General features: G+C 40.8%; 10 protein-coding genes and 1 pseudogene. 6 read left to right on the top strand and 5 right to left on the bottom strand.

Translation table 11 applies throughout. The features are described from left to right. Positions 1 to 111: pseudogene (locus FTV09_RS11265) on the top strand (IS701 family transposase); the annotation flags it as partial. Between the two features lie 210 nt (positions 112 to 321). After that, positions 322 to 972, top strand: coding sequence for a response regulator transcription factor (locus tag FTV09_RS11260; protein WP_067761567.1), 651 nt, complete (start codon positions 322 to 324; stop codon positions 970 to 972). Between the two features lie 101 nt (positions 973 to 1,073). On the opposite strand, the gene FTV09_RS11255 is transcribed toward FTV09_RS11260, so the two are convergent. Next, positions 1,074 to 1,841 carry a hypothetical protein gene (locus FTV09_RS11255; RefSeq protein WP_180058364.1) on the bottom strand — a complete coding sequence of 256 codons (768 nt, stop codon included), beginning with the start codon at positions 1,839 to 1,841 and terminating at the stop codon, positions 1,074 to 1,076. A 422-nt stretch (positions 1,842 to 2,263) separates the two neighbouring features. Continuing rightward, positions 2,264 to 5,749 carry a PAS domain-containing hybrid sensor histidine kinase/response regulator gene (locus FTV09_RS11250; protein ID WP_180058363.1) on the bottom strand — a complete coding sequence of 1,162 codons (3,486 nt, stop codon included), beginning with the start codon at positions 5,747 to 5,749 and terminating at the stop codon, positions 2,264 to 2,266. A gap of 180 nt (positions 5,750 to 5,929) precedes the next feature. On the opposite strand from FTV09_RS11250, the gene FTV09_RS11245 reads away from it, so the two are divergent. Both FTV09_RS11245 and FTV09_RS11240 read left to right on the top strand, forming a co-directional pair. After that, positions 5,930 to 6,262, top strand: coding sequence for a DUF485 domain-containing protein (locus FTV09_RS11245; RefSeq protein WP_067761561.1), 333 nt, complete (start codon positions 5,930 to 5,932; stop codon positions 6,260 to 6,262). Between the two features lies 1 nt (position 6,263). After that, a complete protein-coding gene (locus tag FTV09_RS11240; protein ID WP_180058362.1) occupies positions 6,264 to 7,979 on the top strand; it encodes a cation acetate symporter in 1,716 nt (571 codons plus the stop codon). A gap of 90 nt (positions 7,980 to 8,069) precedes the next feature. Here the strand turns inward: FTV09_RS11240 and FTV09_RS11235 are convergent, their stop codons facing one another. Further along, a complete protein-coding gene (locus tag FTV09_RS11235; protein WP_180058361.1) occupies positions 8,070 to 8,297 on the bottom strand; it encodes a hypothetical protein in 228 nt (75 codons plus the stop codon). A 405-nt stretch (positions 8,298 to 8,702) separates the two neighbouring features. Between FTV09_RS11235 and FTV09_RS11230 the strand changes: the two genes are divergently transcribed. Continuing rightward, the gene (locus FTV09_RS11230) at positions 8,703 to 9,401 is read left to right on the top strand and encodes an ion channel (RefSeq protein WP_067761555.1); all 699 of its coding nucleotides are present in this window, start codon (positions 8,703 to 8,705) and stop codon (positions 9,399 to 9,401) included. A 58-nt stretch (positions 9,402 to 9,459) separates the two neighbouring features. Here the strand turns inward: FTV09_RS11230 and omp33-36 are convergent, their stop codons facing one another. Next, the gene (gene omp33-36, locus FTV09_RS11225; RefSeq protein WP_180058360.1) at positions 9,460 to 10,353 is read right to left on the bottom strand and encodes a porin Omp33-36; all 894 of its coding nucleotides are present in this window, start codon (positions 10,351 to 10,353) and stop codon (positions 9,460 to 9,462) included. Between the two features lie 1,105 nt (positions 10,354 to 11,458). Between omp33-36 and FTV09_RS11220 the strand changes: the two genes are divergently transcribed. Continuing rightward, on the top strand, positions 11,459 to 13,177 hold the full coding sequence (locus FTV09_RS11220; protein ID WP_180058359.1) for a GGDEF domain-containing protein: 1,719 nt from the start codon (positions 11,459 to 11,461) through the stop codon (positions 13,175 to 13,177). A 30-nt stretch (positions 13,178 to 13,207) separates the two neighbouring features. On the opposite strand, the gene FTV09_RS11215 is transcribed toward FTV09_RS11220, so the two are convergent. After that, entirely contained in the window at positions 13,208 to 13,615 is a 408-nt protein-coding gene (locus FTV09_RS11215; protein ID WP_180058358.1) for a toxin-antitoxin system YwqK family antitoxin, read from the bottom strand. Between the last annotated feature and the right edge of the window lie 30 nt (positions 13,616 to 13,645).

Raw genomic sequence — 13,645 nt, 5'->3', positions numbered from 1 at the left:
GAAAATGTATATCGTTGGCAGAAGAAATTATTTAGACCAGTTATCAAAAACTTCATTGATGACTTTATTCTCGATAAAAATCATCTGCTACCACAGAGAATCTATAAATAATAGTGCGTAAGTCCTAGCTTTTTTAGTTGCTTGATAAAATTTATATGAAAATGTGATTAGATTTAAAGATTTATAGAAAATGAGAAGAATTGCGCATTTTGTGCAGAATTTCTACATATTAAATGCAAAAAATTAAGTTCTTGCATATCCATCACATAGCATGTGTGGTTAGAATAGGGTCATTGTGCACAAGATCTCTCCACCTTGCTTATGAATATTTTAATCGTTGATGATCACCCGCTGTTTCGTCATGCTTTAATTCAGGCGGTTCGTTATAGTTTGCCTCAGGCGCAAATTCATGAGACTGCAGCAGTCAATGAATGCTATGAACGACTTGAAAATGGCCCTGAGCCAGATCTTGTTTTGCTTGATCTTAACCTTCCAGGTGCTTCAGGCTTTTCAGCACTCGTGCATATTCGTGCTCAGTTCCCGTCGATTCCAATTATTGTGGTTTCTGCACATGAAGAATCTTCAATTATTCAACGTGCTATTGCGCACGGTGCAATGGGCTATATCCCGAAATCGGCACATCCGAGTCATATTGGTGAAGCCATTCGTCAAGTGCTTGAAGGTGAAATTTGGTTGCCGCCAAATTTACCAGCCAACATGAACTTTGACCCACGCGCAGCAGATGAAACAGCATTGGCTGAACGTATTCAGTCACTCACACCACAACAATTCCGTGTATTGATGATGGTGGCTGAAGGTCTATTGAATAAACAAATTGCTTATGAACTTGATGTGTCAGAAGCAACCATCAAAGCACATGTCACTGCAATTTTCCGTAAACTAGGTGTGCAAAACCGTACGCAAGCAGTTCTAGCCATTAATGCATTAAATATTGATGAGAAAAAAATCTAACAAGATTCAATGCAATAAAAAAGACCTCCATTTGGAGGTCTTTTTTATGCTGATGCATTTATATCAAACAGAATCTAGATCAAAGAGATCGATTACAAGGTTTAAGCGATATAGTCTTGTTTTGGAGTGAGATCAGTACAGTACAGTGGGTTTAGTGCACACTGTAATTCATCAATTTGTTCATCAGACACATAGCCACGTGATTTTAAATAATCAGCCACCCGATCATCACGTAGACTTAAAAATGCCGCATCATAGACACCAAGATCAACAAACAGCGCCGCTGTTTCTAAGCTATTGAATCGATCTAAATAGACGTCGTTGTCATACATTAAGAAAATATGATCTTGATCTGAGTTGGCATGTACACCTAGACGCTGTGCCAATTCAAATGGTGAGGTTTTAATAAAGAGCAAATCTGACAATTCATCAAATTGGGTTTTGTCGAGTTGGTTTTGATCAGTTTTGACTTTACCGAGCCATGCTTTAAAGACCAATACGGCACCACCACGCAGTAACATGCTCCAAATTTGATGACGGGTTGCTTCACTTAAGCAATTGCTTTCAGCCTCTAGACTTTGTAACAGAAGCTCTTCTTGCTCAGCCAAACGATCGAACAATCCAAGTCCTTGGGGCTTATAGGCGTTGGGTGCGAACACGTCAAAATTTAGTTCATCAAAAACTTGCAGGGCGAGGGGAACAGCGCTGCGGTATAAGGTTTCGAGTGCGGCGATTTGTGTCTCGTCGAGCTTACTGAATTTGAACAAAGTCGACCAATCAATTTCTGGCAAAATTGAATTAACACCATATTGACGATGAAATTGTAGGTTTTGATCGAAACCATGTGGAACAACTTTAGAAATATTCACAATAGACTCCTTATTGAGTGAACGATCAGCTTCTCAAATGGAGTGGGTGAAGGCTCATTAAAGATGTTAGAAACTGATCAATTTCTTATGATTATTTTTAGATCGAAGACTGCTGTATAAATATACGACTAAAGTTTTAATTTTATTTATTTAGTATGAAAACTACTTATATATCAATTATATTTTAAATTGTAACTAAGTGTACAAGTGTTCACTTATAGATTGGTTATTTTTTGCCATAGGCATTCGAAAATTGATGATTTTGGTCAATATATATGCGTGAATTTGGGCTGATTTTGAAATATTTTGCCTGGGAGCAATGATCTTTCGCCATTTGGGTAATTGAAAGTAAATTCTTGGTAAAGAAAAGCCCATTTCATGTGACTGAAATGGGCCTTTTTTCACATAACCATCTAGCGACTTTACTTGGAAATTTTCAAGCCAGATAACCAAGAACGCAATGATGCTGGTTTCAAAGGTTTTTTCAGCAAGACAATATTCAAATCTTTTAAGCGCTGTGGCAGTTCAGGATCCGAATCTGCTGTGATCAATGCAACAGGTACATTTTCTTGACGGTTCTCAATAATAAAATCGAGGCCAATTTTATTATTGTTTAAGTGCTGATCGACCAACCAAACCTGAATATTTTCCTGTTTGATTAATTCCATCGCTTGTTCAGGTTCTGTTGCTTTAAACACTTGATAACCCCATTTGGTCAGTAAGGTCGACATACCTTCCAAAATGGTTTCATCATTGTCCAAGCAAAGAATTTTGTAGGCCTTGGTTTTGAGCGGTACAGCCTGAGTTGGAGCAGCCACGACTTTAGGTGCAGCTACCACGGGCACTTCAATCATAAAGCAAGAGCCATGACCGAGTTCTGAGTAGACATGTACAGGGTAATCGAGCAAGCTGGTCATCCGTTGCACGATCGCAAGTCCTAGCCCTAAACCTTGTTCACCCCATGGCGAGGTATGTCCACAGCGCTCAAATTCTTGGAATAATTTAATGCGTTGTTCTTCGGCAATACCTGGACCAGTATCCCAAACGCCAATCCGAATGTGCCCCGGACGTGCTGAGCGCAGAACGCCGACAACGACGCGACCACGTGCTGTGTAGCGCAAAGCATTACTGACAAAGTTTTGAATGATGCGTCGAATCCACTGCGGATCAGTATCAATCCAGAACTGAGCGTCATGTACGCTGAGTTTAATATTACGCTGTGCTGCAATCGACTTAAATTGTAGTTCAAGGTCACTGAGTAAATCGTGTAATGGATAAGGCTGGCGTTTCGGTTGAATTGTCCCTCCTTCGAGTCGGGCAATATCCAACAGGGCAGAGAGCATACTTTCTGCACCATGCAGTGCACGGTCTAGCTGCTGCAAGGTTTTACGGTCATCATCGTTTTGTACACTTTGTTCTAAAGCAGTACTGAACAGACGCGCTGCATGCATTGGTTGTAATAAATCGTGACTAGCAGCAGCAATAAAGCGGCTTTTTGACATGTTGGCTTTATCGGCCTGTTCACGTGCCAATTGTTGTTCTGACAGTGCATCGGCCAATTGTTGGGTACGATCTTGTACACGGCCTTCAAGTAAGGCTTCGTTTTCACGGAAAGCGGTAATGTCAGCAAAAGTGGTTACGAAGCCGCCACCTTCAATGGGGTTGCCGCGCATTTGAATTACACGGCCATCTTTACGGATACGCTCGAACTCATGCGCACTTCCGACTTGCATCCAGTGCATGCGTTTACGAACGTGCTCTTCAACCGAACCAGGACCACATTCACCACGTTCTGCGTTATAACGAATCAAGTCTGAGATAGGACATCCTACATAAACAATATCTTTTGGATAATCGAATAGTTTGAGGTACTGATTATTCCAAGCAACCAAACACATATTTTCATCGACAACTGATACCCCTTGGGTCATATGGTCGATCATGGTCATGATCAGGTTTTGGTTAAAACGTTGCCACTGCGAGGCTTGGTCAAGAATATTTGCGACTTGTCCAAGAGCCAAACCATTATTCACCATTGCAGTGGTGAGTAGAGTACGTGCCGAGGCTGCACCAATGGTTCCCGCTAAATATTGTTCGGTAAAACGCCACCACATACCGTTGGCACTGCTATTTTCATTCAGCACCACATTGTTTTGTGCACAAAATTGAGTGAAGGCACGCGTGGTTGGACCATCACCTGTAATACGTTTGGCAAGGGTAATTAAGTCACCTACTTTTAAACGTGCAACATCGTGATGAATATAACTGATGTCATTGTTTGCACTTTGTGTTGGCAGCGGTTTGGTTTCATAGTAAAAGAAACTTTCTGCTTGAATTTGTTCTGCCACGCTTGGACGGAACACACGTGATATCCAAATGTACAAAGTGATGTTGAGACCTAATGCCCAAACCACACCATGTGTCAGTGCATCAAAAGATTCAAAGCCTAGGAGCGCTTCTGGACGCAACCAACTCAGACCAAAAGGGCCATACATTAAAAGTTGGTTGGTAAAATCTTGAAATTGTGCAGGTAGACTACGTAATACCGTTGGTAATAACAGCGTATATGCCCACATGCCAAAACCTGTAATTAAACCCGCATAAACCCCTTGTTTACTACCACCACGCCAATATAAGCCACCGATGAGGGCAGGGGCGAATTGCGCCACCGCACTAAACGCTAACAGGCCAAAAACTGAAAGTTGGTCAATGTCATTAAAGAAATGGAAAAACAAGAAGCCCAGTAACATCACAGCTAAAATACAAATTCGGCGTGTGAATTTTAGAACTAAGGGCAAGCGCTTATCATGACGAGATAACAGCTTAGTACGCCACAGTGCAGGCATAATCAAGTCATTACTAAGCATGATTGAGAGTGCAACGGATGAGACTAATAGCATACCTGTAGAGGCCGAAAAGCCCCCTAAAAATGCCAATAAGGTCAACCAGTCTTGGTTATAACTTAAGGGTAACGATAGTACTGCGACATCTGGAATAGCTAAATACGCTGGTGCTGCATGGAGCGCCCAACTGGCAATCGGAATAATTGCCACAATGGTTAAAATCAGATAAACGGCAAACCAACGACGCGCACCACGAATATGTTTTTCATCACGGAGTTCTACCACCGCGACATGGAATTGTCGGGGTAGGCAGATGATCGCAAGCGCCGCCAATAATGTTTGAACCCAAAAACTTTCAGGCACGCCTTTTAGCTGCACATCTTTAAATGTACTGCTAATGTCATGGCTGATTTGTGCCATATTTTCAGGCGATTCAAATACAAAGAACAGCGCAACTGCCAATAAAGCAAAAAGCTTAACAAAAGATTCGAAAGCCACAGCAAGCATGAGGCCGCCATGTTGCTCGGTATTGGCAATTTGTCGTGTGCCAAACATCATGGCCAAAATGGCCAAAATACCGGTGAGGAACAACACGCTATTGGTGGTTCCTGTCAATCCAGCTGTCGGCTCTAAAATAACCGTAGCACTTAGCGCAATGGCGCGAAGCTGTAAGGCCAAGTAAGGAATAATGGCAATGACGGCAAGAATGGTCACCAAAGAGGCCAAGGGACCACTTTTACCATAACGGGCTGCAACAAAGTCGGCAATGGATGAAATGGCATGATGCTGACGTACACGACCGAGACGGCGCCAAATGTCATAGCCTAAAGCGACGAACAGTAAGGGGCCTAAGTAAATCGGTAGAAAAATAATGCCTTCACGAACCGCGGCACCAGTTGCGCCATAAAAGGTCCAAGAGGAACAGTAAACCCCTAAAGTCAGACTGAACAGTAACATTCTGCCGCGGGTACTGAGCCTGCTGGCATGCTTTTCACCAAAGAATGCACAAACAAAAAGTAATGCGATGTAAAGGGCCAGCACCCCGACAATGAGCCAACTATTCATAGAGCCTACAGCATATTAATCCTGCGTTAATAATACCGCATCCATCCGTTTATAAAGGTAATTGCTCAAAATTTAACGACCAAAGTCTAAATTACAAACAATAAGGAACATTGGTAAGTTTAGCTTCGAAATAATTCGAATTAAAAAATTGACGCCAAGGTTCGGCGTAAGGAGAACATTATGGATGAGAGACAGGTAGAACAAATTCTACAGAATCCAAAATTTAAGGAAATGGTGAGCCGTAAAAGTAAGCTAAGCTGGACTTTGACGATCATCATGTTAGTGGTTTATGTCGGCTTCATGCTGCTTGTAGGCTACAACAAAGAGTTTTTGATGCAATCCGTAAGCGGTGGTGTAACAACGATTGGTATGCCATTAGGTCTGAGCATTATCGTTCTGTCATTTGTGCTTTGTGGTGTGTATTCATATATCGCGAACAACAAGTTGGATGCATTAAACCAAGAAGCAATGCGTGAAGTTGAAGCAATCGCTCATGAAAAAGGACCGCACTAAGATGAAATGGAATTCATTGAAAGCACAAGCGCTGGCAGCACCAGCATTGCTCATGTCGAGCATGGCAATGGCAGGACCTGATTTAGGTGCTGCAGAGCAACAAGCAACCAACTGGCATGCAATTATCATGTTTGCCATCTTTGTGGGCTTTACCTTACTGATTACCAAATGGGCTGCGAAGCAAACCACCAACACTGCTGACTTCTATACAGCGGGTGGGGGTATTTCGGGTTTCCAAAATGGTCTCGCGATTGCCGGTGACTATATGTCAGCAGCATCGTTCTTGGGTATTTCCGCAATGGTATTCAGTTCAGGCTTTGACGGTCTACTGTATTCATTGGGCTTCATGGTGGGTTGGCCAATCGTATTGTTCTTGGTGGCTGAACGTCTTCGTAACTTGGGTAAATTCAACTTATCGGACGTGGTTTCATTCCGTTTGGCTGAAAAACCAGTACGTACTTTGGCAGCGATCAGTTCACTCGTAGTGGTTGCATTCTACCTAATCGCTCAGATGGTGGGTGCGGGTCAGTTGATCAAACTCCTCTTCGGTTTGAACTACAACATCGCTGTGGTGATTGTTGGCCTTCTGATGATGGCTTACGTAATCTTCGGTGGTATGTTGGCGACAACTTGGGTACAGATCATTAAAGCTGTAATGCTATTGTCTGGTGCGACTTTCATGGCATTCATGGTTATGAAAGGCGTGGGCTTCAGCTTCGCTGAAATGTTCTCTCAATCGATTGCAGTATTCTCTAAAGTGCATGATGTAACTTTAGCTGAAGCAACCAATATTATGGGTCCAGGTAAACTTGCAGCGAACCCAATTGATGCGATTTCTCTTGGTCTTGCATTGATGTTTGGTACAGCAGGTCTTCCACATATTTTGATGCGTTTCTTCACGGTAAAAGATGCGAAAGAAGCGCGTAAATCAGTGGTTGTGGCAACAGGTTTCATTGGTTACTTCTACCTATTAACCTTCATCATCGGTTTTGGTGCGATCCTTTATGTGTCGAACAACCCACAATTCCTTGATGTAGCGAAAATGGCAGTCACTGGCAAATTAGAACTTGTGGGTGGTAGCAACATGGCTGCGGTGCACTTGTCTGATGCTTTAGGCGGTGACTTGTTCATGGGCTTCATTTCAGCGGTAGCATTTGCAACAATTCTTGCGGTAGTTGCGGGTCTGACGCTGTCAGGTGCTTCTGCAATCTCACATGACTTGTATGCAAACGTATTCAAGAAAGGTCAAACGACACCTGAATCAGAACTGCGCATGTCTAAAATTGCAACTTTAGGTCTTGCGATCTTTGCGATGATTTTAGGTATCTTGTTCGAGAAACAAAACGTAGCGTTCATGGTGGGTCTGGCATTCTCTGTAGCAGCGTGTGCAAACTTCCCAGTACTTGTATTGTCAATGTTCTGGAAAGGTTTAACCACGCGTGGTGCGGTGATTGGTGGTGTTGTAGGTCTAACGACTGCAGTCGTCCTGATTGTATTGTCTAAAGCCGTTTGGGTAGATACATTCGCAATCTCTGAAACACCGATTAACCCATTCAATGGTCCAGCAATCTTTGCAATGCCATTGGCATTCATCTGCTGCTGGTTGTTCTCTGTGACTGATAACTCAGCGCGAGCACAAGCAGAACGTAAAGCATTCGATGCACAGTATGTACGTTCACAAACAGGTATTGGTATCTCTGGTGCTTCAGATCACTAATCTGAAACATCGAAAAAAGCCCCGACATTGATCGGGGCTTTTTATTGTCAGCATGTTTGAAAATGCACCGAGTAAGATTATTTTCAGAGTTTATTTTCGAGTCAAAGTTTCACCATTAATACTCATTTTCCAATGGCCTTGATCATCTCGATACGGCGCACGATCAATCCGGAATTGATGGCTGAGGTCGTTCTGTCCAATGGTAAAGCTTTGGTCGCCAAAACTACTGACACGTGCTTTGATATCGGCTTGTCGCATCCCACTAAAAGTTTCATTGGCGATACTTTTTTCAGTGTGTTCCTGATGCTTGTAATTCACATTACCCGATGGGCGAATGATTAATTCACTTTGGGCGTTCTGCCATGTACCAATATAATTTTCATGGCTATCGAGTGGTGTGTCATTTTGGCTACAGGCTGAAATGAAAAACGCACAGCATCACGCAAGTAAAAATATACGAATATTCATTATTGTTCTTCCCATACAACGCATTTTTTTACTTTGTACCTTTGTGGTTAAATTTACATCACCTTTTATGACCGTATTTGTAAGCGCAAATACTTAGGATAGGAGAGAAATGAATGTGATGACATCAACAAATATTTGCAGAAAAAATAGATGTTCATGCTAATTTAGAATAAATGTTTGGCTTCGAGATTAAGCATAAATTTCGTGATAAGAACAATTTGAATATTCGCCCAAAGCATATTGAGAAAATGAACAATGCAAGGATTGGTAGATTTTTGGAAAGGGTTTCGCTTATTGCCTTCGGCCTGGTTGTTACTCACACAATTTCTGATTTTGGTACTCACAGCTTTTACCCGTGAGAGTCCATCATTCCGTGCTTTATTATGGGTCTTGGGCGTATTGGTTTTATTGATTATTGCTAAAGTCATTCGACAAACGCCGATGTTTACGATTTTGGGGCTGAGTTTTGTCGGATGTGCGGTGCTATTTTCGACCCTGATTATGTTTGGGGTAAACGACCCGAATATTCAGATTATTGCCCATGCTTTTGAAGCCTGTGCGTATTTGAGTGCGGCTTATGGGGTATTACGCTATATGTTTGCAGACCGATATTTGACCAAAGATGAGTTGTTTGCAGCGGGTGCTGTCTTTACCTTAATTGCATGGGCTTTTGCATTTTTATATAGCATTTGCCAATTAATTTATCCCGATAGTTTCGTGAATCCAGCGGAGCCCGGCTTACAGTCTTGGCTTGATCTATTATTTTTGAGTTTTAGTTTACAGTCGGCTACAGGCTTGTCTGATTTAATGCCAATGAGTGCTCCTGCGCGAGTATTGGCCATGCTGCAAATGTTTTGTGGTGTGATGTATCTGGCTTTAATTGTATCGAGGCTAATCGCTTTACAATATATTGCCCATGTACCCAATCATCATAAATCTAAAGATCAAGAATAATGTAAGACACAAAAAAGGACGCAATTGCGTCCTTTTTTATTTCAGCTTCTAAATGGAATTAGAAACGGAATTTAGCATTTACGCCCACAGTTTGAGTGTCGCCGAAGTTTAATACTTGGCCTTTCTCAGCTTCATAGTTAGCATTTACGTAGCTCGCACCAACTGCAACAGCAGGAGTGATGAAGTAGTTTACGTTTGCACCCCAAGCTGAGTCTGGAGTACCAGCAAAGCTAGATTCAGCGTAAGAAGCACCAACGCTTAATTTAGGCGTTACAAAAAGATCAGTTTTTAATTGGAATGCTGTGTCATCACCGTAGATGATGCCAGATTCGAAACCGATTGCCATATTTGTATCGTCAATTGCACCAACGTATTTAGTACGTGCAGTGATTGCATCTTGGTCTTGACCAATTGTTGTAGCTTCAGCAGCAGCTTTAGCAACACCGTTGCCCATTACGTTGAACGCATCAACAGCAGCTTGATCAGCAACGCTAGTGTAACCAACAGCAACTAAGAAGTTTTGAGTTGGAAGCGCACCGATTTCTAATGCATAACGGTCACCGTTGTTGTCAGTGTTCTTTGCATTTTTGCTGTCAAGGATAGTGTGGCTGTAAGAAGCGCTAGCGTATACAGGAACAACTTTAGTTGGAACATAAGCTTCAGCTTTAGCGCCAAAGTTATGAGCAACAACGTCAGTGCCTTTAGAACCAACTTCGCCGTAGTTATACGCTACAGAAACGTTAGATGCTTGGTTAAGGAACGCAGCTTCAGCTAAAGGACCTTTTGTAGAGTCAACGTTTTTAAGGTAGTAAGTACCTTGAACACCACCAGTAAAGTCTTTGTCGTTTGCAGTTGTGTCGATGTATTCTGCTTGACCTTGTACTTCGAATTGGTAAGCTTGAGCACCGGTCATCGCTAATAATAAAGCAGTGGCTAAACCGAGTTTTTTCATGATTTTCTACCAGTTGTTACAAATGGATTAAACATTAGGCATTGTATTGTAACAAAACATTAAGTCAATGATCTTAAAGGTTATTATTCAAGGCTTGAATTAAAGCAAATTTTCATAATAAAAAATGCAGCTTTTACTCTAACTGCGTAGTCATACTAAAAATATCATTGAGAACAATTAAATAAGAAAAGAAAAAAAACTAAAAATTGGTAGGCACTTGAAAAAATCAGTCATTTTTTGATTTGAAAAACCAATTATAAATTTTTTTTAATTCAAAAAAACATTTAAAAATAGTGTGAATAATAACGCTTTTGAGCCTATTTAAGCGACTGAATTGATAAATAAGCGCTGATAAGTTAGGCAAAATCAGTTTTATTGCATAATAAATATACATTTCTTTTGGGTATTTGATGTATTGGTCACATAAAAATTATTTAAATGAGGCGTAATTCATACCTTAGTGGATTACTAGGCTTTACATCAGGTTTTTAATACAGCATAATTTGTTAATCGAGTCAGAACACAGCTTAAAAGTGTGACTTTGACCCTGATTCTCCATAGTTTGTTTTTTATTCGCCCAGCTTTCCCCAAGGTTGGGCTTTTTTTTGTTTAAAAATTTTTATTGAAAGATAAAGTAAAAAATAAAGATGAATGATTATATTAAAAAATGCACCAAAATGATGCTTATTTTCAAGATTGATTGTTCTCAGCTCTGAGTAATAGGCAAAAAAAATCCTGATTTTATAGAAAAATCAGGATTTTTTAGCCAAAATCTTCGGGAAACTAAAATATTCTGCTGAGGAATGACTTTAGCGTGCCCTAATGCGGTGCATTGTGCACCAATTTATTGCGCATGTAAATATTTTATAAGGAACTATTTAGAAAAAAATACGCATTTTTTTCATTCAACTGATAAAGTCATTATTTTTCAAATATCTTTGCGGAAGAATGTGACAGATTATTCACTTTTGTATAAGATTTAGACTTAGATATATTCATTATAGTTTTTATAAATTTTTATTATATTTTATAGCGAAAAATGTCGATGAGGATGAATCAATCCTACGGCATTTTATGGGGTATGCAGCAGTGGGGCATAAATTAGATGGAAACCTTAAGAACTGAGCATATTAGCCGTCGGCTACAGATCGCCATGCTGGTCATTGTGTTGTCCATTGTTTTTATCAGTGTGCCGCTCATTGTCAGTAGTTATCAAAATTATGTGAAAAGCGCTGAAGCATTGAAAGAAATTCAAATGCTTAAAATGGTGGCCGACCTTTCCAATCAAATTTCACGTGAGCGCGCACCGGCTAATAGTGCTATGTCGAGTCATGGCAAGCAGCGTGAAGAAAAAATTGTAGAATTAAAACAATATCGGGAAGGGGTAGACCAGCAGTATCGCAACACGGTAAACACTTTAAAGCAGAAAGGCTTTACTCCGATTGCTCAACAATTAGAGTCAAATCTTGCACCTTATCTCAATAAAGGTCGCCGTACTGTGGATGCTTATATTGCTTTGCCTAGGGAGCAGCGTCATGCAGAACAGCTTGATCATGCCATCATTAGCATGTTTCAGGCCTGGGACCAAAGCTACATCGCCCTACAAAAATTAGTTAATTATTCACATGGTAAAGATACGCCAGTATCGAATTATTACACCCTAATTTTATTGCTTGCGGAGCTGCGAGATCAAGCTGGTCGTGTTGCTTCAAATATTATGGCGGCTGTATCTTTTCAACAGCCAATTCCTGAAGGAAATTTAGCACATACTTTACAGACTCAGCGCCAAGCGCGTTATTTATGGGAACTGATTCATGTGGTGCAATCAGAACATGATAAAACCAATGAGTTTAGCCAACTGCATAATGCGGTAAAAACTGAATTTCTTGACAAGGGTTTACCCATTATTGCTGGATTAGTACAGCAAAGCACACAGCAGGAACCCTACAGTTTAGATGGTACTCAATTGACAGATGCGATGGTGGATAAATTCGTGACCGTAGTCAAATTACAGAGTTATATTCTAGATTACAGTTTAAAAGTTGCGGACGATCAAAAAAATAATGCACGCGATAAATTGTTTTTCACGCTATTTTTATCATTGGTTTCACTGCTGACTGCCGTGATGACTATGATTTATGCAAAAAAATGGGTGTTTGAGCCACTCATTCGTGCACGTTATCAGTTGTTTAAATTGGCTAGACATCCACAGCCGCCCGTGGCATTGAATGAGGTCAATCAGAAGATAATACAAAATGATTTTTTAAGCTTATTTGATGCAATTCATCGTATTGAAAATATGTTGCAGCAGCGTGATGCCTTAGAGTTTCAACTGAAACATATTGCCAATTCAGACTCTTTAACAGGTGTAGCTAATCGTTTTGCACTGGATGAATACATTAAGTTCCGTGAGTCTCAACCCTCGCAGTTTAAACAAACAACTTTAATTATTATTGATATCGACCACTTTAAGCAGGTGAATGATCAATATGGGCATATCGTTGGTGATGTTGTGATCCAACATGTCGCGAATCAACTGCGTCAACATGTAAGATCTTCGGATTTGGTTGTACGTTATGGCGGCGATGAGTTTTTGGTGCTTATTGAGGGCATTGAATTAGATAAAGCCCAAGAAATTGCAGAAATCATTCGACTAGACATTCAACAAGCACCGCTAAGTATTGCCAGCGAAGTTCCACATTTGGCGATTACCGTGAGTATTGGTGTTACGGTTGGTGCAACCAGTTGGATCAGTTTATTAGAGCGCGCAGATCAAGCACTGTTTAGAGCAAAAGCTGCGGGTCGTGACCAAGTATCGTCTTAATCACGATATTTTGCTTACTCTATGTATAGTCTATTGTTCGTCTTTATAACGATTTGAACAGGCTTGCCCTGAAAATGAAGTGCCTGTTTTATTCCAACATTGTGCAGAACTGATCTTACCTAAATTGTATTGCAAGACTGCTTCTGGTTGCCCATCGTTATACCAAATTTTATAAATATTATGGCGCACACCATCGCGGTAAGACCCTTGACGTTCCAATTTTCCATTTTCAAACCACATTTTTAAATCGCCAATCAATTTATTGTTTTGGAATGTTGCGTAGGTCCAAGGATTACCATTTTGATACCAGCGCTGGCGTATACCACTTTCAATTCCATTTTTATATTTCATGGATAGCGCAATTTGCCCATTGGGATGCCATATCTTGTAATCACCCTCAGACTCACCATTGATGATTGCGCTTTCTTGTTCCTTCAAACCGTTGGCAAACCAAAACTGTATTTTTCC

Origin of the sequence: Acinetobacter sp. YH12227 (genome assembly GCF_013417785.1) — a bacterium.
GTDB classification, from domain to species: domain Bacteria; phylum Pseudomonadota; class Gammaproteobacteria; order Pseudomonadales; family Moraxellaceae; genus Acinetobacter; species Acinetobacter gandensis.
This window is presented reverse-complemented; position numbering and strand designations above follow the sequence as displayed.

Bases quoted from the DNA above. Each gene is read 5' to 3' on its own strand.
- FTV09_RS11260 (WP_067761567.1), top strand. From the start codon at position 322: ATGAATATTTTAATCGTTGATGATCACCCGCTGTTTCGTCATGCTTTA.
- FTV09_RS11220 (WP_180058359.1), top strand. From the start codon at position 11,459: ATGGAAACCTTAAGAACTGAGCATATTAGCCGTCGGCTACAGATCGCC.
- omp33-36 (WP_180058360.1), bottom strand. From the start codon at position 10,353: ATGAAAAAACTCGGTTTAGCCACTGCTTTATTATTAGCGATGACCGGT.
- FTV09_RS11250 (WP_180058363.1), bottom strand. From the start codon at position 5,749: ATGAATAGTTGGCTCATTGTCGGGGTGCTGGCCCTTTACATCGCATTA.
- FTV09_RS11245 (WP_067761561.1), top strand. From the start codon at position 5,930: ATGGATGAGAGACAGGTAGAACAAATTCTACAGAATCCAAAATTTAAG.
- FTV09_RS11230 (WP_067761555.1), top strand. From the start codon at position 8,703: ATGCAAGGATTGGTAGATTTTTGGAAAGGGTTTCGCTTATTGCCTTCG.
- FTV09_RS11240 (WP_180058362.1), top strand. From the start codon at position 6,264: ATGAAATGGAATTCATTGAAAGCACAAGCGCTGGCAGCACCAGCATTG.